Source organism: Sphingomonas sp. Mn802worker, assembly GCF_000382485.1.
GTDB lineage: Bacteria > Pseudomonadota > Alphaproteobacteria > Sphingomonadales > Sphingomonadaceae > Sphingomonas.
Map to the genome: position 1 here is coordinate 161,932 of NZ_AORY01000002.1, position 19,436 is coordinate 181,367.

27 protein-coding genes are annotated in these 19,436 nt (G+C 66.5%); 16 read left to right on the forward strand and 11 right to left on the reverse strand.

Annotation, left to right across the window (positions count from 1 at the left end; translation table 11 throughout):
• Positions 1–3 precede the first annotated feature (3 nt).
• On the reverse strand, positions 4–438 hold the full coding sequence (locus SMN802W_RS0102555) for a DUF3576 domain-containing protein (RefSeq protein WP_019515320.1): 435 nt from the start codon (positions 436–438) through the stop codon (positions 4–6).
• Positions 439–651: 213 nt separating this feature from the next.
• On the opposite strand from SMN802W_RS0102555, the gene SMN802W_RS0102560 reads away from it, so the two are divergent.
• Positions 652–1,368, forward strand: coding sequence for a hypothetical protein (locus SMN802W_RS0102560; protein WP_338010590.1), 717 nt, complete (start codon positions 652–654; stop codon positions 1,366–1,368).
• Positions 1,369–1,377: 9 nt separating this feature from the next.
• On the opposite strand, the gene SMN802W_RS0102565 is transcribed toward SMN802W_RS0102560, so the two are convergent.
• On the reverse strand, positions 1,378–1,914 hold the full coding sequence (locus tag SMN802W_RS0102565; RefSeq protein ID WP_238560087.1) for a thiamine phosphate synthase: 537 nt from the start codon (positions 1,912–1,914) through the stop codon (positions 1,378–1,380).
• A 23-nt stretch (positions 1,915–1,937) separates the two neighbouring features.
• On the opposite strand from SMN802W_RS0102565, the gene SMN802W_RS0102570 reads away from it, so the two are divergent.
• Together SMN802W_RS0102570 and SMN802W_RS0102575 are read left to right on the forward strand one after the other, a co-directional pair.
• Positions 1,938–2,654: a YggS family pyridoxal phosphate-dependent enzyme gene (locus SMN802W_RS0102570; RefSeq protein WP_019515323.1), complete on the forward strand. Its 717-nt coding sequence runs from the start codon at positions 1,938–1,940 to the stop codon at positions 2,652–2,654.
• A complete protein-coding gene (locus SMN802W_RS0102575; RefSeq protein ID WP_019515324.1) occupies positions 2,651–3,313 on the forward strand; it encodes an HAD family hydrolase in 663 nt (220 codons plus the stop codon). The genes SMN802W_RS0102570 and SMN802W_RS0102575 overlap by 4 nt, the downstream gene beginning before the upstream one ends.
• Here SMN802W_RS0102575 and SMN802W_RS16240 read toward each other — a convergent pair.
• The 8 genes from SMN802W_RS16240 to hemE form a co-directional block, all read right to left on the reverse strand.
• On the reverse strand, positions 3,294–3,773 hold the full coding sequence (locus tag SMN802W_RS16240; protein WP_019515325.1) for a YdcF family protein: 480 nt from the start codon (positions 3,771–3,773) through the stop codon (positions 3,294–3,296). The genes SMN802W_RS0102575 and SMN802W_RS16240 overlap by 20 nt on opposite strands.
• Before the next feature lie 13 nt (positions 3,774–3,786).
• Positions 3,787–4,842, reverse strand: a complete 1,056-nt coding sequence (gene ribA, locus SMN802W_RS0102585; RefSeq protein ID WP_019515326.1) for a GTP cyclohydrolase II — start codon at positions 4,840–4,842, stop codon at positions 3,787–3,789.
• Positions 4,839–5,621 carry an exodeoxyribonuclease III gene (locus SMN802W_RS0102590; protein ID WP_019515327.1) on the reverse strand — a complete coding sequence of 261 codons (783 nt, stop codon included), beginning with the start codon at positions 5,619–5,621 and terminating at the stop codon, positions 4,839–4,841. The genes ribA and SMN802W_RS0102590 overlap by 4 nt, the downstream gene beginning before the upstream one ends.
• Before the next feature lie 331 nt (positions 5,622–5,952).
• Positions 5,953–6,558 (reverse strand): outer-membrane lipoprotein carrier protein LolA, encoded by a 606-nt coding sequence (locus tag SMN802W_RS0102595; protein WP_019515328.1) that lies wholly within the window; start codon positions 6,556–6,558, stop codon positions 5,953–5,955.
• Positions 6,559–6,646: 88 nt separating this feature from the next.
• Positions 6,647–7,354, reverse strand: a complete 708-nt coding sequence (locus SMN802W_RS0102600) for a YjbE family putative metal transport protein (protein WP_019515329.1) — start codon at positions 7,352–7,354, stop codon at positions 6,647–6,649.
• A 229-nt stretch (positions 7,355–7,583) separates the two neighbouring features.
• Positions 7,584–8,840, reverse strand: a complete 1,257-nt coding sequence (gene rho, locus SMN802W_RS0102605) for a transcription termination factor Rho (RefSeq protein ID WP_019515330.1) — start codon at positions 8,838–8,840, stop codon at positions 7,584–7,586.
• Between the two features lie 175 nt (positions 8,841–9,015).
• On the reverse strand, positions 9,016–9,474 hold the full coding sequence (locus SMN802W_RS0102610) for a CopD family protein (protein WP_019515331.1): 459 nt from the start codon (positions 9,472–9,474) through the stop codon (positions 9,016–9,018).
• A gap of 3 nt (positions 9,475–9,477) precedes the next feature.
• A complete protein-coding gene (gene hemE, locus SMN802W_RS0102615; protein WP_026325661.1) occupies positions 9,478–10,500 on the reverse strand; it encodes a uroporphyrinogen decarboxylase in 1,023 nt (340 codons plus the stop codon).
• Positions 10,501–10,805: 305 nt separating this feature from the next.
• On the opposite strand from hemE, the gene SMN802W_RS0102620 reads away from it, so the two are divergent.
• From SMN802W_RS0102620 to SMN802W_RS0102670, 11 genes are all read left to right on the forward strand, one after another.
• Complete coding sequence (locus SMN802W_RS0102620; protein ID WP_019515333.1) at positions 10,806–11,636, forward strand: pyruvate, water dikinase regulatory protein; 831 nt, start codon at positions 10,806–10,808, stop codon at positions 11,634–11,636.
• 35 nt (positions 11,637–11,671) lie between these two features.
• The gene (locus SMN802W_RS0102625; RefSeq protein WP_019515334.1) at positions 11,672–12,262 is read left to right on the forward strand and encodes a Maf family protein; all 591 of its coding nucleotides are present in this window, start codon (positions 11,672–11,674) and stop codon (positions 12,260–12,262) included.
• Positions 12,263–12,284: 22 nt separating this feature from the next.
• Positions 12,285–13,094, forward strand: coding sequence for a shikimate dehydrogenase family protein (locus tag SMN802W_RS0102630; protein ID WP_019515335.1), 810 nt, complete (start codon positions 12,285–12,287; stop codon positions 13,092–13,094).
• A complete protein-coding gene (coaE, locus tag SMN802W_RS0102635) occupies positions 13,091–13,693 on the forward strand; it encodes a dephospho-CoA kinase (protein WP_019515336.1) in 603 nt (200 codons plus the stop codon). The genes SMN802W_RS0102630 and coaE overlap by 4 nt, the downstream gene beginning before the upstream one ends.
• Before the next feature lie 10 nt (positions 13,694–13,703).
• Positions 13,704–14,396 (forward strand): DNA polymerase III subunit epsilon, encoded by a 693-nt coding sequence (gene dnaQ, locus SMN802W_RS0102640; protein ID WP_019515337.1) that lies wholly within the window; start codon positions 13,704–13,706, stop codon positions 14,394–14,396.
• A 65-nt stretch (positions 14,397–14,461) separates the two neighbouring features.
• Positions 14,462–15,052 (forward strand): ribosome hibernation-promoting factor, HPF/YfiA family, encoded by a 591-nt coding sequence (gene hpf, locus SMN802W_RS0102645; protein ID WP_019515338.1) that lies wholly within the window; start codon positions 14,462–14,464, stop codon positions 15,050–15,052.
• A 17-nt stretch (positions 15,053–15,069) separates the two neighbouring features.
• The gene (locus SMN802W_RS0102650; protein ID WP_019515339.1) at positions 15,070–15,534 is read left to right on the forward strand and encodes a PTS sugar transporter subunit IIA; all 465 of its coding nucleotides are present in this window, start codon (positions 15,070–15,072) and stop codon (positions 15,532–15,534) included.
• A complete protein-coding gene (locus SMN802W_RS0102655) occupies positions 15,512–15,979 on the forward strand; it encodes a PaaI family thioesterase (RefSeq protein ID WP_037522962.1) in 468 nt (155 codons plus the stop codon). Before SMN802W_RS0102650 ends, SMN802W_RS0102655 begins: the two co-directional genes overlap by 23 nt.
• On the forward strand, positions 15,976–16,311 hold the full coding sequence (locus SMN802W_RS0102660; RefSeq protein ID WP_019515341.1) for a DUF1491 family protein: 336 nt from the start codon (positions 15,976–15,978) through the stop codon (positions 16,309–16,311). The genes SMN802W_RS0102655 and SMN802W_RS0102660 overlap by 4 nt, the downstream gene beginning before the upstream one ends.
• Before the next feature lie 297 nt (positions 16,312–16,608).
• A complete protein-coding gene (locus SMN802W_RS0102665; protein WP_019515342.1) occupies positions 16,609–17,130 on the forward strand; it encodes a cell wall hydrolase in 522 nt (173 codons plus the stop codon).
• Positions 17,131–17,183: 53 nt separating this feature from the next.
• On the forward strand, positions 17,184–17,678 hold the full coding sequence (locus SMN802W_RS0102670) for an MmcB family DNA repair protein (RefSeq protein ID WP_019515343.1): 495 nt from the start codon (positions 17,184–17,186) through the stop codon (positions 17,676–17,678).
• A gap of 1 nt (position 17,679) precedes the next feature.
• On the opposite strand, the gene SMN802W_RS0102675 is transcribed toward SMN802W_RS0102670, so the two are convergent.
• A complete protein-coding gene (locus SMN802W_RS0102675; RefSeq protein ID WP_019515344.1) occupies positions 17,680–18,276 on the reverse strand; it encodes an ankyrin repeat domain-containing protein in 597 nt (198 codons plus the stop codon).
• Positions 18,277–18,372: 96 nt separating this feature from the next.
• Here SMN802W_RS0102675 and SMN802W_RS0102680 point away from each other — a divergent pair, with 96 nt between their 5' ends.
• Together SMN802W_RS0102680 and SMN802W_RS0102685 are read left to right on the forward strand one after the other, a co-directional pair.
• The gene (locus SMN802W_RS0102680; RefSeq protein ID WP_019515345.1) at positions 18,373–18,969 is read left to right on the forward strand and encodes an SCO family protein; all 597 of its coding nucleotides are present in this window, start codon (positions 18,373–18,375) and stop codon (positions 18,967–18,969) included.
• Entirely contained in the window at positions 18,966–19,400 is a 435-nt protein-coding gene (locus SMN802W_RS0102685) for a YcgN family cysteine cluster protein (protein WP_443208574.1), read from the forward strand. Before SMN802W_RS0102680 ends, SMN802W_RS0102685 begins: the two co-directional genes overlap by 4 nt.
• The last annotated feature ends 36 nt before the right edge of the window (positions 19,401–19,436 follow it).

Below are 19,436 nucleotides of genomic sequence, written 5' to 3' on the forward strand. Positions count from 1 at the left end.
CGCTCAGCCCGTCACCGACCCGCGGCGCAGGTCGCGCGCCTTGGTCAGGATGATGTCCTCCAGCTTCTGCGTCGTCGCCGCTGCCACCGGCGCGGTCACCCACTGCCCGCCGCGATTGACTTCACGCAGCGCCGCCACGCGGACCGCATCGGCGCGCAGGTCCTGGTCGAGGATCGACACCGTCACCTTCATCCGCTCGGTCGGCAGCTGCGGATTGACGTACCAGTCGGTCACGACGACGCCGCCATTCGAATCGGTCTGCAGCAGCGGCATGAAGCTCAACGCATCGAGCGTCGCGCGCCACAGATAGCTGTTGACGCCGATCGTCGTCACCTTCGACGCGGCGAGATCGGCGGTCGGGCGCTTGCCCCCGTGGCTGCATCCAGCGATGACAAGGGCAGCGCAGAGGCCCAATGCGACACGCGAACGGCGAAACATGGCAGGATCCTTGGCAAAAACACGCGCCACCAGGCAGGCGCACCGCTTGTCCCGTCTCTATCCTCACCATCTGGGCGCGGCAAGCACGCGTCGATTGTGCTGTCTGCGCAACACTCGGGCGCATTCGATCGCGTGGCTGATGGACTTGGAACCTAAAGCTGCTACGCCGCTTCTCGGGAGCGGCGTAGATCGCCGTTGAGGGGTATTCGAGTCGTGAACGCACGTCGGGTCATTGCTGGCAGCATGGGGGTTGCGGCAGCCGCGCTCGCCTTTGCCGTCGCGCCCGCGTTCGGGGCGGCCGAGACAGCGCCGCGCACGGTCAAGCGTTTCGTCGCGCCGCGCGTCGCGGGCACCTTTACCCCTGCTGCCGCCGATCCGAAGCTCGCGGCCTTGTTCGCCCGCAGCGGGCTCGATGCCAGCGGGTTCAGCTTTACGCCGTCCGAGTCGCGCTCCGGCAGCCGCTCGGTGACGGTTGCGGTCCGTGCGCGCTCGACGCTCGCACCGATGCGCGACAACAGCCGTCTTGCCGCGATCGCACCCAGCCAGGCGGTCGGTCTGGCGCCGATCGCGTACAACCTGGGTGTTGCGGTCGGCTGGAAGCGCTTCGCGGTCGCCGGCGACATGGCAAAGGTCGATCTCGGCGCGACGCCGGGCGGTCGCGAGTCGTCCGACGTGTCGGTCAGCTACGCAGGCAGTGCCATCACCGGGCAGCTTCGCGCCACCGCCGATCGTGCGCTTGCCGGCACGCCCAGCCTGATCGCCGAGCGGCCAAGCTACTCGCTCGACCTAGGCGGCTCGTACTCGCTGACGCGCAACATCGATCTGACCGCGGGCATGCGCTACAAGAGCGAGCGCGAGCGGCTGGTCCGGCGCGAGGACGATCGCCACGACAGCCAGGCGGTCTACGTAGGCACCGCCTTCCGCTTCTGATTGATCGGGTTACGCCATCCAGGCGTCGATCGCAGCATATCCCTGAAAACCTGCCAGCCTTGCGAAATGCACCTCATCGATCCCACCTAGTGCAATCGGGGGAGCGCCCGCGACCGCGCCGATCAAGCGTGCCCTCCGAGCACCCAAGGTCGATGCACCGGGATGTGATCGCGTCGCGAACACCGGCGAAACGAACACGGCGACCGCTCCGACCCGCCTCGCCTGCCGTGCCTCGGCGATAGAGTGGACCGGCCAGGTGACCCATCCGCCACCACGCTGCGCATGCACGCCCTGCTCGCCGGCCATCCGCATCGTTCCCGCGCGGATCAACATCAGCCCACGCGAGCGCGTGATCCGCCGGATGCGCGCGAACAGCCGCCGCCGTTCGTCCGCGGGTAGCGTATAATGCCGGAACACCACGCCGCCACCGCGCGGCAGCCTGAGAAGCGCACGCCACAAGTCCTTGCCCATCCGCTCGTCGGTCATCAGCCACCGCGTCGGCAGGCGCGGCATGCCCGCGCGCGGGCGTCGAGGCTGGCGGGTCACCATCGCGCCGCCTATAGCGCGCAATGCCCTTCGACGAACCCTCGCTTGTCCCACGTCCCACGCCGCGCGTCAGCGATGATCGCCCGCCTGCCGAGCGCCTGATCGACATCCGCACGCGGATCGACAAGGCTGCCACGCTCGCGCGCCGCAAGCGTGGTGACCTCACGCTGATCGCGGTATCGAAGACGCACCCGGCCACCGCGATCGAGCCGCTGCTCGCGGCAGGTCAGCGCGACTTTGGTGAAAACCGCGTGCAGGAGGCCGAGGCGAAATGGCCCGCGTTACGCGACGCCTATCCCGGCACGCGGCTCCACCTGATCGGACAGCTCCAGTCGAACAAGGCGCGCGACGCGGTCCGCCTCGCCGATGCGATCCACGTCGTCGACCGTCCGTCGCTTGTCACCGCGCTCGCCCGCGCGATGGAGCAGGAGGATCGCCAGCCGGACTGCTTCATTCAGGTCAACATCGGCGACGAGCTGCAAAAGGGCGGTTGTGCGATCGCCGAGCTGCCGGCGCTGCTGACGGAGGCACGCGCGGCCGATCTTCCGGTCGCCGGGTTGATGTGCCTGCCGCCCGCCGGGCTTGAGGCCGCACCCTATTTCGCGCTGCTGGCCAAGCTGGCGCGCGATCACGGCGTGGCTGGGCTGAGCATGGGCATGTCGGACGATTACGAGACCGCCGTGACGCTCGGCGCCACGCACGTCCGGGTCGGCTCCGCATTGTTCGGCCACCGCGCATGAGGTTCGCAGGCCTCCTGTTCGACTTCGACGGCGTCCTGATTGAAAGCGAGGCGGCGGGCAATCGTCAGATCGCCGCGTTCCTGACCGACATCGGTCACCCGACCACGCCCGAACAGTCGATGGCGAATTTTATGGGCCTGTCGGGTGCGGATTTCCGCGGCGCGGTCGAGCGCTGGATCGGCGGGCCGCTGCCCGACAGCTTCCACACCGCACGCGCCGGCGAGGATGCGCGCTGCATCGCCGAGGGGATCGAGGAGGTCGCCGGCGCGGTCGCGTTCGTGCGCAGCCTGCCGGCCGATCTGCCCAAGGCGGTTGTGTCGTCGAGCGGCACGCGCTGGCTTCACGCGCATCTCGCGCGTCTGGGCCTCGGCGACGTATTCGCCGAGCACGTCTACTCGGGTGCGGAGCATGTCACGCGCGGCAAGCCTGCCCCCGATCTATACCTTTACGGTGCCGAGCGGCTCGGCGTACCGATCGAACGTTGCGCGATCCTGGAGGACTCACCGGTCGGCGCGACCGGCGCGGTGGCGAGCGGCGGCTATGTCATCGGGCTGGTCGCGGGCACGCATTGCGCGGCCGGTCATGCCGACCGGCTGCGCGCAATCGGCGTCGACGGAGTCGCGCACGACTTCGACGAGGTCAGCGCCCTGATCGCCTGAGCCGCGCCCAGGAGCCGGCCATCGCATCATAGGGCAGGGCGAGCGCCTCGCGTGCGTAGGCGCGTACGCGTCGCCTGAGCGGACGGTGGCCATGATCGAGCCGCACCGGGCTGCTCGCCACGCCGAACAGACGTAACAGCATACGCGCGCGCGGCTGGTGCCAATTGTCGGTGCACGCCACGCACCGTGCGATCCCGTTCGCCCGCGCATAGTCGGCTGCGGCGCGTGCAGTCTGCAAGGTGTCGCGGCTTTCCTCGTCGAGCACCAATCGTCCGGCAATCACCGTGTCGCGCAAGCCCCGCGCGATCACCGATGCCTCTGACGGCCCTTCGTCCCCGACTGCACCCGAGCAGAACACGATCGCCTCTGGCCATCGCCTCGCCAGTTGCCGCGCTAGCGCGATCCGGCCGGCAAGCGCGCCACTCGGTTGCCCGTCGGCGCGCACCGCGGCGCCGAACACGACGATCAGCGGATCAGAGCTGATGACCGGTCCGGTCGCGCTTGGTCGCGAGATAGCGTTCGTTGTGCCGGTTGGTCGGCAGGAAATGCGGCACACGCTCGATCACGCGCACGCCTGCCGCTTCAAGTCCGGCAACCTTCGCGGGATTGTTGGTCAGCAATCGCACCTCACGTTGCCCCAGCAGCGTCAGCATCCGCGCCGCAACGCCGAAGTCGCGCGCATCGATCGCGAAGCCAAGCCGCATATTGGCATCAACGGTGTCGAACCCCTGGTCCTGCAAGGCATAGGCGCGAAGCTTGTTGATCAACCCGATCCCGCGTCCCTCCTGTCTCAGGTACAGCAGGATACCCCAGCCGCTTTCCTCGATCGCATGGATCGCGGCGTGAAGCTGCGGCCCGCAGTCGCATTTCAGGCTGCCGAGCACGTCACCGGTCAGACACTCACTATGCAGCCGCACCACCGGCGCACGCCCGTTCGGCGCACCGACGATCAGCGCGATATGCTCGTCTGCGCTCTCGGGCGAACGGAACGCGACGATCTCGGCATCCTCCGCACCCTCGACCGGCAACCTGGCACGCACCGCGATCGACAGCCGCGCGGCATCCTCGTGCGCCGCGATATCCTCAGGCGCGATCGTTACTTCCGGATCGACGCCACCGGTGAAGAACGCCGGCAGCAACCCCGCAATCCGCGCCAGTTGCAGCGCCGCCGCAGTTGCAACCGGCCGCTCGTTCTCGAGCGTGCGGAACGGCCCCTTCATCGGTGTCGCCAGGTCACGTTGCGGATCGGCAATCGCGGTCGCCAGTGCCATGTCAAACCACGGCGCGCGCTCGATCAACACCGGCTGGTCGGGATCGCCCGCCGCGCGCTGGTTGAGGAGCTTAAGCGTCTCGGCCCGACCGCTCGAGATCAGCAAGCCATAATCATCCGGCGCAAAGGCCCGCAGCCGCCACTCATCCGCGGTCTCGATCGCGAGCAGCGTCAACGCTTCCTCGCCCGGCGCACGCAGTTCGATCGGCCAGCCGCGACGCAGCGCGTCGATCGCCCTCGCGGTAGCGCGCGCACTCACCAGTCAAACTCGGTCATGATCGGCACGTGATCGCTCGGCTTCAACCAGCTGCGGCAATCCTCGAATACCGTGTGCGCTTTTGCCTGCGCAGCGACGTCGGCAGTCGCCCACATGTGATCGAGCCGCCGTCCGCGATCGTTCTTCGTCCAGTCGGGCGAGCGGTAGCTCCACCAGGTGTGCAATCGGGCGGGCGCGGGGTGGAAGTGGCGGCCAAGATCGACCCACGTGTTCGACGCCTTGAGCGTATCAAGCGCCTCGACCTCGACCGGCGTATGGCTGACGACCTTCAGCAGCGCCTTGTGGCTCCACACGTCGGCGGGCAGGGGGGCGATGTTGAAGTCGCCGGTCAGGATCGTCGGCGCGTCGAGTGTTTCCGACCAGCGCGTCATGCGTTCGACAAAGTCGAGCTTCTGCCCGAATTTCGGATTGACCGTGCGATCGGGCACGTCGCCGCCGGCGGGCACGTAGACATTCTCCAGCCGCACGCCGTTCGGCAGCCGCACGCCCAGGTGCCGCGCTTCCTTGTTCGCCTGCCAGTCGAGCCGGTCATCCTCCACCACCGGCACACGCGCGATGATCGCGACACCGTGATGCATCCGCTGTCCGTGCAGCAGCACGTGATCGTAGCCAAGCGCGCGGAACGCATCGACCGGGAAGTCTGCGTCGACCACCTTTGTTTCCTGCAGACACAGCACGTCAGGCTGCGCCTCACGCAGGAACCGTTCGACGATGTCGATGCGAAAGCGCACCGAATTGATGTTCCACGACACGATCTTCACGCGTGGGCGTGTAGCGCCGCGGGCAGGGGACTGCCAAGGGGAGGGGCAATCGAGGCGTCTTCTCGGGGAATAGCGTCGCGGGCGGAGCCCGCGTCGTCGGACGAGCCGTTGGCTCGCGGGCCGTGCTCATGGACCAGTTTGCTGGTCCATTCGCAGAATGGCCCCCGCTCCGGGGGCAAGGAGCGAGGGCCGACCTGGCGTTCGTCACGCAGGCGGGACCGTGAATGCCCGGGGCAACAGGGGGAAAAATCCCCGGTGCGCTCCACGTCCGCGGGTCACCTTCTAGGCCCGGACGCCTGTCGCTCAGATGAACGAACCGCCCCGGTCCCGTTCAGCCGGAGCGTCCCTGCCTCCGTGGATCGTTCCAGCGGAACGTTCCGTCGCTTACCGGCGCATTGAACTTCTGGTTCGACAACCGGATCGTCGTGCGATTGCCCTGTGCATCGAGCTGCACCCAGCCTTGCAGCATCAACCCTGCCGGTGCACTCGCATCGCGCGCGAACACCAAATTGATGCGGCCATATTCGGGGTGCTTGGCGTCATATCCGTCAACCGAGACGACGCGCGGATCGCCACTCGGCACCACCTTGGCGAAGCGCGAGATGTCCTTGTTGGGATCGAGCAGCACGCCCAACGGCGAGTTGCCGATCGGCCAGCGCTGCACCTGCCGCACCGAATAATCGATGAAGGTCAGCGCCTTGCCGTCCCCGACGATCAGGATCGGTACGCCCTTCTGGTATTGGAACCGGATCTTGCCCGGCTTCTTCAGCGTCAGCGTGCCGGTCAGCACCTGCCCGTTACGATCGGTCTGGCTGAACGCGGCCGTCATGGTGTTGACCGATTGCAGGTGGCGCTGGACCGCCGCCAGATCGCCGCTCCGCGCCGCGGCGGGGACCGACGTTGCGACGAGCACGGCGAGTGGCAGAAAGGCTTTCACGATCGAACGCTCCGATGTTTGCGAGATACCGCCAATTGGCACAGCGGCATTGAACGCGTCGTGAACCCGGAGCGATCCCGTGCGCTGCTCAGAACAGCGAGATGATCCCCGCTGTATCCGCCGTCCCAGTCCAACCTTCGTAGATCATCTTGCTCGCGACGAACACGATCACGGCCAAGCCGATGTACGCGATCCAGCGATGCTTGTTGATGATCCGCGCGATGAAGTTCGCCGCCAATCCCATCAGCGCCACCGACAGCAACAGGCCGATCACCAGGATACCCGGATGCTCACGCGCCGCGCCCGCAACCGCCAGCACGTTGTCGAGGCTCATCGACACGTCGGCGACCGCCACCGCCCAGGCAGCAGCGGCGAAGCTCCGCGCCGGCCTGATCCCCGCCTGCTCGTCCGCCTCGTGTGCGCCGCCCTCGCGAATCTCGCGCCAGAACTTCCAGCTGACCCACAGCAGCAGCAACCCGCCGGCGAAGATCAGTCCGACGATCCCCATCAACCACGTGACGATCAGCGCGAAGAAGATGCGCAGCACCAGCGCCGCGCCGATCCCGATGCCGATTACCTTGCGCCGGTCCGCCGCGGGCAGTCCCGCCGCCAGCGCGCCGACGACGATCGCATTGTCGCCTGCCAGCACCAAGTCGATCAGCAGCACCTGCCCGAATGCCGCCAGCGCGGCGGGATCGGACAGGTTGGAGAAGTCTGCGACGACATGGCTCCAGATGTCGGACAGCGATCCCGGTCCGGCGACGGCCGCGGCGGAAAGGATGGTGGCAAGGATCACGCTGGCTGCTCCCGGTTCATCGCTGCGTCATAGCGGAACCACTCCGCGCGCCAAGCGGGGCATACGCACTAGTCGGCAGCGTAACCCGTTGGACATGGTTTGACACAAAGGGGGAGGCGGGGGGCGCGCCGCGGGCAAAGCCCGCGTCGTCGGTCGGGTGCGCTCTACGACGCACCCGCCGGCCGAGCCGGTGCAAATCCCGCGCCAGCGTGGCGCGGGCCGCACTCAGCTATTGATTCATGCTGTCGAAGAAATCGGCGTTGGTCTTTGAGTCCTTCATCTTGCCGAGCAGGAACTCCATCGCGTCGACGGTGCCCATCTGCATCAGGATACGGCGCAGCACCCACATCTTGGATAGCTGCCCCTTGTCGACCAGTAGCTCTTCCTTGCGCGTGCCCGACTTGCCGACGTCGATCGCCGGGAAGATGCGCTTGTCCGCCACCTTGCGGTCGAGCACGATCTCGGCATTGCCGGTGCCCTTGAACTCCTCGAAGATCACCTCGTCCATGCGGCTGCCGGTGTCGATCAGCGAGGTCGAGATGATGGTCAGGCTGCCACCCTCCTCGATGTTGCGTGCCGCGCCGAAGAAGCGCTTCGGACGCTGCAATGCGTTCGCATCGACACCGCCGGTCAGCACCTTGCCCGAGCTCGGCACCACCGTATTATAGGCACGGCCCAGACGCGTGATGTTGTCGAGCAGGATGACGACATCCTTCTTGTGCTCGACCAACCGCTTGGCTTTCTCGATCACCATCTCGGCGACCTGGACGTGGCGCGTCGCGGGCTCGTCGAAGGTCGAGGACACGACCTCGCCCACGACGGTGCGCTGCATGTCGGTCACTTCCTCGGGCCGCTCGTCGATCAGCAGGACGAGCAGGAACACCTCGGGATGGTTGATCGAGATCGCGCGCGCGATGTTCTGCATCATGATCGTCTTGCCGACGCGCGGCGGCGCGACGATCAGGCAGCGCTGCCCCTTGCCGAGCGGGGTGACGACGTCGAGCACGCGGCCCGACTTGTCCTTGATCGTCGGGTCCTCGATCTCGAGCTTTAGCCGCTCCTCGGGATAGAGCGGGGTCAAATTGTCGAAGTTCACGCGCTGGCGCACGCGCTCGGGATCCTCAAAATTGACCTGGGTGATCTTCACCAGCGCAAAATAGCGCTCGCCGTCCTTCGGCCCGCGGATTTCGCCCTCGACCGTGTCGCCGGTGCGCAGCCCGTGTTTGCGCACCTGGTTCGGGCTGACATAGATATCGTCAGGGCCGGCAAGATAATTCGCCTGCGCCGAGCGCAGGAACCCGAACCCGTCGGTGAGCACCTCGATCGTGCCCTCGCCCATGATCTGCTCGCCGTTCTCCGCCTGAACCTTCAGGATCGCGAACATCAGGTCCTGCTTGCGCAGCGTCGAGGCGCCCTCGACGCCCAGCTCCTCGGCCAGTTGGACGAGCTCGGCAGGAGCCTTCTTCTTCAAATCTTTCAGGTGCATGGTCGTCGGTCCGATGTGATCGGGTAAACAGGGAGAAGCTGGTTCCGGCGGAAAGGAGATCGCTGGCGGAAACGCTGGGGAGGCGGCAAAGCGCGGACGCGCCTCAGCCGTTACACCGACCTAAGATTGGCCGCTCACCAAGTCAAGCATGCGCTGCCGGCGCGCTCGCCGCCGATCAGAACGGCTTCACGATCACCAGGATGACGATCAGCGTGGCGGCGAGCGCGGGTATCTCGTTCATCATGCGCAGCGCCTTGTTGGACACGGCCGGGCGTCCGCGCGCCAGCTTCTTCGCATAACTGACCGCCCAGCCGTGATAGCCCGACAGTAGCACGACGATCAGCAGCTTGGCATGGAGCCAGCCAAGCCCCGGCACACCTGCAAGCAACCCCGCATTGATCGACAGGAGGATGCCCAGCACCCAAACGATCACCATCGCCGGGGTCAGGATGATCCGGCGCAGCTTGTTCTCGCGATCGGTCCAGCGCGCAGCCTCCATGGGCGCGGCGAGCCCTTCCTGATGATAGACCAGATAACGCGGCAGCATGAACAACCCCGCCATCCAGAAGATCACGAAGATCAGATGCGCCGCTTTGACCCACAGATAGGTCGCACCCAGAAAACCCGGTTCCATGGCCTAGTTCCTTAACACGGCGAGCAGCCGTTCGACATGGGCGATCGGGGTGTGCTGCCCAATGCCATGCCCGAGATTGAACACGTGGGGGCGCCCCGACAACGCGTCGATGATCCGCCTAACGCCCGTGTCGAGCGCGTCGCCACCCGCTTCCAGCAGCAGCGGATCGAGATTGCCCTGCACCGGCATGCCGGCGGGTAGCACCGCATTCGCCCATGCCGGATCGACCGTCTCGTCCAGCCCGATCGCATCGGGCGCGACACCGGCGGCATAGTCGACCAGCTTCGCACCGGCACCCTTGGGGAAGCCGATGATCGGCACGCCCGGGTGCCGCGCGCGCAGGCGATCGACGATCGCGCGATTGGGCTGGATCACGTGAGCCTCGAATTGTGCCGGGCTAAGCGATCCGGCCCAGCTGTCGAACAACTGCACCGCCTCGACCCCCGCCTCGATCTGGCGCGAGAGATACTCGACCGTGAGGTCCACGACGCGGTCGATGATCCCGGCGAAGCGAGCCGGATCGCGGTAGGCAAGCAACCGCGTCCCACCCTGATCCTTCGATCCAGCACCCGCCACCATGTAGGTCGCGACCGTCCACGGCGAGCCCGCGAACCCCAGGAACGTCGTCTCTGCCGGCAGCATCGCCGCCACCCGCCTGACCGTCTCGTATACCGGGTCAAGCCGCGTCAGGTCTGGCGTAAGCGTGTCCGGATCCGCCTCGACCAGCGCCGGTGCCAACCGCGGGCCCTCACCAACGCCGAACGTCAGCTCCTGTCCCAGCGCCCATGGCACCATCAGGATGTCGGAGAACAGGATCGCGCCGTCGAAGCCAAAGCGGCGGATCGGCTGCATCGTCACTTCCACTGCCGCCTGCGGGTCGGTCGCAAGCGCGAGGAACCCGCCCTTCTCGGCCCGCAGCGCGCGATACTCGGGCAGATAGCGGCCGGCCTGACGCATCAGCCACACCGGCGGCCGCGGGGGCATCGCTCCGTTCAGAACCGCGAGCAGGGGTTTGGAGCCGGGCAAACGGGCACTCCTTCTTCAATAGAAGAATCTAGAATGAGGTTGTTGATGTTGTTGGCGTGTGGGGGCCGGGGATTATGCGTTCGCACACCTAATGCCAACAGATTGACTCAAGCGCAGGCGCGATTCCCCTCTGATTCGATTCAAGCACCACCACGACTCACAGGCTGTGGATAAAACGACGCGGCGTTGACGGGATTGTGGACAACCGCATCGTCATCCACAGTCGGTACGTCCGCTTGGCGGGTCGGCCAAGTTACGCTAGCCCCTGTCCCCATGTTGTCCACAGTTCGATCCTGAACGCGGCGATGGTGCGTCTCCATCTCCACCTGCTGTCGGATTCGACCGGCGAAACGCTGGAGAACATCGCCAAGGCGGCGTTGGCGCAGTACGACGACGTCGAAACGGTCAGGCATTTCTGGCCCATGGTCCGTACCGAGGCGCATCTCGACCGCATCCTGCAGGAGATTGCGCAAAACCCCGGTCTCGTCATCTTCACGTTGGTCAATCCGCAGACGCGCCGCGCGCTCGAGGCACGCTGCCACGCGCTCGGCCTGCCGATCGTCGCGCCGCTCGATCCTGTCAACGACGCGCTGTCGGGGCTGCTCGGACAGCAGGCAAAGGCGCGGCCGGGCCGCCAGCATGTGCTCGACGCCGCCTATTTCGCGCGCGTCGATGCGATCCAGTTCACCATCGCGCATGATGACGGCATCGCGTGGGAGGAGTGGGAGGAAGCCGACATCGTGCTCGCGGGCGTCAGCCGCTCGTCGAAGACTCCGACCTCAATCTATCTCGCCAATCGCGGCTACAAGACCGCGAACATCCCCGTCGTAGTCGAAAGCCCGCCACCGCCGTTGCTCTACCAGCTCAGGCACCCGCTCGTCGTCGGCCTGACCACCAGTGCCGACCGGCTGATCCAGATCCGCCGCAACCGACTGCTGTCGCTCAATCAGGCGCCCGAGACCGATTACGTCAACGGGGATGCCGTCGCGCGCGAGATCGCATTCGCGCGGCGCATGTTCGCCGATAACGGCTGGCCCGTGATCGACGTCACCCGCCGCTCGATCGAGGAAACCGCCGCCGCGATCATCTCCTTGTGCAACGAACGCCGCGGCGGCGCGGTGCACGCACACGACTGATTCGGGTCACCTTGTAATCACATGAGCATCATCCCTTGAGCATCATCCTCGCCTCGCAATCGGCCTCGCGCACAGCCATGCTGTCGGCCGCCGGCGTGCCGTTCACCGCCGAACCCGCGCATGCGGACGAGGCGGCGCTCAAGGCCGCGATGACCGGCGCACCCCCGCGCGACGTCGCCGACGCGCTGGCCGAGTTGAAGGCGCTCAAGGTGTCCGCGCGCCATCCCGGACGATTGGTGCTCGGCTCGGACTCACTCGTGGTGCTCGAAGACGGCACGATCCTCGACAAGCCCCGCGACCGTACTGACGCGCACGATCACCTCGCGCGGATGTCGGGCAAGCGCCACGATCTCGTCAGTGCGGCGGTAATCGCGGAAAACGGCCGTCCCGTCTGGCGTCATGTCGAGGCAGCGCGGATGTTCGTGCGTCCGTTGTCGGACGCGTTCATCGAGGCTTATCTCGACGCCGAGTGGCCGGCGATCTCGGCCTGTGTCGGCTGCTACCGCATCGAGGGGCCGGGCGCGCAATTGTTCAGCCGGATCGAGGGAAGCCAGTTCACCGTGCTTGGTATGCCGCTGCTCCCGGTGCTGGGCTATCTGCGCGAGCGCGGCGTTCTGCTCGCGTGAGTTTCCAAGGATCAGGATTTTCATGACCAAGCCTTATGCCGAGGTGATCGGCGATCCGATCGCGCATTCCAAGTCGCCGCTGATCCACCGCTTCTGGCTAGGTCAGCTCGGCATCGACGCAGATTACCGCGCGACCCGCGTCGCAGCCGGTGAACTCGCCGCCTATTTCGCGGATCGCGCCGCCGATCCCGACTGGCGCGGCTGCAACGTGACCGTGCCGCACAAGGTCGCGACGCTCGACCACGTGCCCGATCCCGGCGACGTGCGCGGCTCGATCGGCGCGGCCAACACCGTGTTCCGCACGCTCGATGGACTCGCCGCGACCAACACCGACGCCGCGGGCTTCCTGTCGCCGATCGCCGATCTCGACCTCGCCGGCAAGCCCGTCGTCGTGGTGGGAGCGGGGGGCGCAGCGCGCGCGATCCTGTTCGCATTGTCGAAAGTCGGCGTCGGCCCGGTCACGCTGCTCAACCGTACCCCGCTGAAGGGCGCCGCGCTGCTGTCGACCTTCGGGTTGAAGGGACAGGCGCTGCCGCTCACCGCCAGGCTCCCGCCCGCCGCCTTGCTCGTCAACGCATCGACGCTTGGCATGACGGGTCAGCCGCCGCTCGAGCTCGACCTGCTCTCGCTTCCCGCCGACGCGATCGTCTACGACATCGTCTACGCGCCGATTGAGACCGAACTGCTGACCCGGGCGCACGAACGCGGACTCGACACGATCGATGGACTCGACATGCTGATCGGCCAGGCCGCGCTTGCGTTCGAGCTGCTCTTTGGCCAGCCCGCGCCGCGCGATCATGACGAGGAACTGCGCGAACGGTTGCTCGCATGAGTATGCCCTTGATCGTCGGGCTGACGGGATCGATCGGTATGGGCAAGTCGACCGTCGCGCAGATGTTCCGCGACTGCGGCGCCCCCGTGTTCGACGCCGATGCCGAGGTGCACCGCCTGCAAGGGCCGGGCGGGCGGCTCGTCACCGCGATCGAGGCGCACTTTCCCGGTACGACCGGGGCAGGGGGTGTCGATCGCGCAAAGCTGGGCGCCGCCGTGCTCCGCGACGATGCCGCGATGAAGGCGCTGGAAGCGATCGTCCATCCCGCCGTCGGCGTTGAGCGTGCCGCGTTCCTTGACTCACATGCAGGCGCGCCCATCGTCGTCTTCGACGTGCCGTTGTTGTTCGAAACCGGCGGCGACGCCAGCGTCAACCGTATCGTCGTCGTGTCCGCCGCGCCCGCCGTTCAGCGCACCCGCACGCTCCAGCGTCCCGGCATGACCGCGGCGAAGTTCGACGCGATCGTGGCACGCCAGACACCCGACGCGGAAAAGCGCGCGCGCGCCGATTTCGTCATCGCGACCGATATCTCGATTGAGGAGACCCGCGCCGCCGTGGCCCGCGTCGTCGCTTGCCTCCGAGGCGGCGAAGCACGATAACCGATTCCCCATGCGCGAGATTGTCTTTGATACCGAAACCACGGGCCTGAGCTTCGCCGGCGGCGACCGGATGGTAGAGATCGGCTGCGTGGAATTGTTCAACCGGGTCGAGACCGGGCAGACGTTTCACGCTTATTACCATCCCGAACGCGACATGCCCGAGGAAGCGGCGCGGGTGCACGGACTCAGGATCGATTTCCTGTCGAAGTTCCCTGTCTTCACCGCGGGTGTCGATGCGCTGCTCGAGTTCATCGGTGACAGCCCGCTGATCGCGCACAATGCCGGGTTCGACTTCTCGTTTCTGAACGGAGAGCTGGAACGCTGTGGCCGCGCACCCGTGTGCCGCACGCGGATGGTCGACACGCTGCAGATCGCGCGCAGCCGGCATCCCGGCGCGAAGCACACGCTCGACGCCTTGTGCAGCCGCTACGGCGTCGATCGCTCGCACCGCGTGCTCCACGGCGCCTTGCTCGACGCGCAGCTGCTCGCGCAGGTCTATGTCGAGCTCCTCGGCGGACGCCAGATCGGCCTCGGCCTCGTCAGCGAGGTCGCGCCGGAGCTGGTCGAAATAGTCGAGGCTGCGCCTCGCAAGGCGCGGGCCCCACGTGTCTTTCGCGCCAGTGCTGCGGAACTGGCGGCGCACGCAGCGTTTGTGAACGGAATAAAGGAGCCTTTGTGGGGAGCGATCGAGGGCTCTTCGTAAAGGGGGCCGTCGCGCCCGGTTGGCGCGGATGGCAGGGTCGTTCGGCCCTGTGACAGGAGAAGACAATGGATATCCGGACCAATGGTCACCAGGTTTCGATCGGCGACGCGCTGAAGAGCCATGTCGAGGACCGCCTCCAGGGTATCGCCGACAAATATTTCGCGCGCGCGATCTCTGCCGAAGTGACCTTTGGCAAGGGGCCGCACGACGTCGGGTTCCGCTGCGACATCGTCTCGCACGTCATGCGCGGGCTGGTGCTGAAGGGCGCGCACGAGGCGCATGACGCGCATCTCGCCTTCGATGGCGCGGCCGAGAAGATCGAGAAGCAGCTGCGCCGCTACATGCGTCGGCTGAAGGACCGCCATGCGATGCACGTCGAGGCGGAGGCCGAGCAGGAGCGGTCGGGCTACGACAATGCCGGTTACACGCTATTTGCGGAGTCGATCGCCGATGAGGAAGAGAATGACGCGCCGCTCGTCATCGCGGAAACGCGCGTCGACGTTCCCGATGCGAGCGTGTCTGACGCGGTGATGATGCTCGACCTGCGCAACACCCAGGCGCTGCTGTTCAAGAATGCGGGCACGGGGGCCTACAACATGGTCTATCGTCGCGGCGACGGCACGATCGGCTGGGTCGAGCCGCAGCGCGGCGGTTGATCCGATCACACAGCCACATGGATCTGAGTGACCTGTTGCTGCCTGAGCTGGTGGCGGTGGACGTGTCCGCCGCTACCCGCAAGGCGCCCTTCACGCACATCGGCGCGCTCGCCGCGCCGGTGCTGTCGGCCGATGCGCGCGTCATCACCGATGCGCTCGCCGCGCGCGAGAAACTCGGCTCGACCGCGTTCGGCGGCGGCGTTGCGATCCCGCACGCGCGCCTGACCGCCCTTGACCGCATCGTCGCGGGCGCGATCCGGCTCGCGCAGCCGATCGACTTTGGCGCGGTCGATGATGTGCCGGTCGACCTCATGTTCGTTCTGTTTTCGCCGCCGAATGCCGGTGCCGATCACCTGAAGGCGCTCGCGCGGGTCGCGCGGCTGGTGCGGAACCGCACGCTGATCGCCAAGCTTCGGGGTGCCGGTTCACGCGATGCAATCTGGGCGCTGCTCACCACGGATGAGACACGTGACGCTGCCTGAAGGAGCAGACGCCCACTTCCGTGCACTCGAAGCGCTCTATGCTGCGGCGCCGGTCAATCGGCTGTTCGAGTCGCGACTGGAGGTGCCCGAAGCAGGAGTCGCGCGGATCAGCTTCGCGGTCGATCGGCGTCACTTCCACGCCGCGGGGGCAGCCCATGGCACCGCTTATTTCAAGATGCTCGACGACGCGGCTTTCTACGCCGCCAACAGCCTCGTTACCGATCGTTTCCTGCTGACCACGCAGTTCAGCCTCAACCTGACCCGGCCGCTCGGCGAAGGTCCGGTCGTCGCCGAGGGACGCTGGATCAGCGGGCAGCGCCGCGTCTTCATCGCGGAGGCTCGCCTGATCGCGTCGGACGGCGAGGAGGTCGCGCGCGGAACCGGCACCTTCATGCGGTCGCGGATCGCGCTCGCCGGACTGCCCGGCTACGGCGCGGCGACGTGAGCGGACGACTTCCGACCCATCTGGCGGTGGGTGCGCTGGTGCGCCGGGTCAACGATGCCGGCGGCTTCGCTGTCGTGCGCGCGCGCGGCGAGGCGCAGACCGGTGCGATCCTGCTGCTGATCGACGAAGGGCGCGTGGTGCGTGGCCTTGAGCGATATCGCGATCTCGACGACCGCGAGTCTCTCGTTCCCGCCGGACCGATCGATGTCGATGGGGCGGCGATGGACGATTACTGGAAGAAACGCCGCGCCTCCGACCCGGATTTGTGGGTCGTCGAACTGATGATCGCGCAAGCCGAACGGTTCGCCGCTGAAACGATCCTGGTTTGTTGACGCGCTGACGCTTCGCGGGAAGAGAGCGGACATCAACTAAACGCGTTGTGCTGCGCCGGTGTGCGATGCCGGACGGTTACGCAGTCGGGTGGATCCCGGCGGTGGTGTTCTCGCACGCGAGCAGCACGCATCGTTCGTGTACCAACCGCATAATGTAGACGATGAATGACGTTTCGGAAGCGCGCTGCAACGGTTGCAGCGACCCTGATCTCCCTGGCCGGTCTTGCTCTTCACAGCACCGCCAGCTTTGCCGCGGAAGCTCCTGCTCTCGTCGTGAAGGATCAAGCTTCCAAACCGGTGACGCCCGTCTCTGTTCCCCCGGTTTCCTACTTCGTTCAACAACTTCCCACCCAGCCGGCGGTCGCGCAGGACCCGGCGTTCGCACCCGACGCCGACGAGGATGACGAGGTCGCCTATCCGACGCTCGCCGCCGCGGTCGCCGCGCAGGACGCCGCCAGCGATGACGAACAGCTCCGCTGCCTTGCCGGCGCGATCTATTTCGAGGCGCGCGGTGAACCGCTGAGCGGCCAGCTCGCGGTCGCCGAGGTCATCCTCAATCGCGCCAACTCTGGCAGGTTTGCCAAGAGCGCGTGCGGCGTCGTCACGCAGCCGGGACAATTTTCCTTCGTGCGTGGCGGTCGTATTCCCGACGTCGCGGAAAATGCGCGCTGGCGGACCGCGATGGCGGTGGCAAAGGTCGCGATGAACGACGATTGGGACAGCGATGCGTCGAAGGCGCTGTATTTTAACGCTGGCCGCTCCCCCAGCCGTTCGCTGGTGCGGGTCGCCTCGATCGGCAACCACACCTTCTATCGTTGAGGCGACGCACGGGCGACTAGCCTGCGTTCCCGCAATGTTCTAGGTATCGGGCCATGTTGCAGCCGCCCGCCACCTGTCAGGATCAATCGGCCACATCGCTCTGTGCCGCCGATGTCGCGCGCGGGGTGACGCGCATGTTCCTGCGCCACGATCTTGTCACCATTCACGAAGTGCCGCTTGAAGGAGGCCGGCGCGCCGACCTGATGGCAGTCGATGCGCGCGGGCAGCTCGTCATCGTCGAGATCAAGGTGTCGCGCGCCGACCTGCTCGGTGACGGAAAATGGCAGGATTACCTGCCGCATTGCGATCGGTTCTACTGGGCGGTGCCCGCCGGGTTCGATGCCTCACCAATTGATGGCGCTGCGTTCCTGCCCGATCGCACCGGCGTCATCTTTGCCGACCGCTACGATGCAGAGATCGTGCGCGAGGCGCGGACAGAGCCATTGCCAGCACATGTACGCAAACGCTGTACGCTCGCATTCGCGCGTCGCGCCGCGCGGCGGCTGATTGCGCAGAGCGACCCGGAGGCGATGCAATTCGGCGGGTGAGCTACCGCAGCGTCGGCCCCGCCACCGCCCGCGGCTTGGTCGCCGGCGTCGCCGACAGGACCTTCAGGATCGGCGCGGCGCGTGGATCGGCCTTGGCGTAATCGCGCGCCGACATGCCCGCGACATTGTCGGTCTGATCCGGGTTGGCCCCCGCGGCGAGCAACGAGCGGACCAGCGCCAGGTCACGGCGCTGCACCGCGCGGATCAGCGGGGTCTCGCCACCCGAATTGCCCAGATTGGCATTAGCCTTCACCAGCGCCAGAATGTCGATCAGCGCCGGCTCGCCCTCCTGCACCGCCAGCATCATCGGCGTATTGCCGGCATTGTCGCGGATGTTGGCATCCGCCCCCTTCGCCAACAGATAGCGAAGGTAGGTCGCGTCCCCGCGCTTGACGACGATGTGCAGCGCCGTCTCCCCGGTCGAGCTGTCACGCGTGTTGACGATCCGCTGTCCGGGCTGCTCGACCAGCTGCGTCACCGTGTTGCCGTCACCGCTACGCACCGCCTGCAGGAACTTGTAACTCGCCGATTGCTGCTGCGCGGCAGCCGGAGCGGCCAGCGTGATCGCGGCGGCGGGTATGGGCAAGAAACGAAACATGGGCCTCACTGGATGCACGATGGTGGACATGCGGCCAACGCCTTGGCGAAGCAGCACTTGCTCCCCAATGTATAACCCATCAATGCTGGACGCACCATGTACATCCCCCGCCTGATACTCGCCCCGGCTGCGCTGTTCGCGGCGGCGCTGTCGTCCTGCTCGTCGCAGCCCGAGCAGGCGCCCGCCACGCCGCCGCTCGCCGGCGCGCGGATCGGCGGACCGTTCACGCTGACCGATCAGAACGGCCGCACCGTGACGGACCGCGATTTCGCCGGGCGCTATCGCATCATGTATTTCGGTTACACCTTCTGCCCCGACGTCTGCCCGACCGACATGCAGAACGTCGGCGCGGCGATGCGGCTGCTGGAGAAGTCGAACCCGTCGCTCGCCAGCCGCATCGTGCCGATCTTCGTCAGCGTCGACCCTGCGCGTGACACGCCCGCGGTGCTCAAGCAGTTCACCTCCGCCTTTCACCCGCGCATGGTCGGCTTGACCGGGACGCCCGACGAGATCGCGCGCGTCGCTAAGGAATACGGTATCTTCTTCGCACGCGGAAAAGGGAACAAGGACGGCTACCTAATGGAGCACAGCCGCCAGATCTACCTGATGGATCCGGCGGGCAAGCCGCTCGCGCTCCTGCCCGAGACGCCGCCACAGGCGATCGTCGACGAGATCGCGAAGTGGGTGTCGTGAGCGCGCGCTTCTGGGAGGACACGCCGCTCGCGAAGCTCGACCGCGCGCAATGGGAGGCATTGTGCGACGGGTGCGGCAAATGCTGCCTCCACAAGCTGGAGGATGACGAGACGGGCGAACTCTACGCCACCAACGTCGCGTGCCGGCTGCTCGACCGCCGCAGCGGTCAATGCTCCAACTATCGTAATCGCCGTGCCTATGTCAGCGAGTGCGTGCGCCTCACCAACGGCAACGTCGACCGGATCGACTGGCTGCCCTCGACCTGCGCCTATCGCCTGCGCGCGAACGGCGAGCCGCTGCCCGACTGGCATTATCTTGTCAGCGGCGATCGCGAAGCGGTGCACCATGCCGGCGAGTCGGTGCGCGGCTGGACCGTCAGCGAGGATGACGCGGGCGACCTGGAAAACCACATGGTCGATCGCCGGCTTTGAGCATCGATTGTTCGACGCCGGGGCATTGAACAGGCG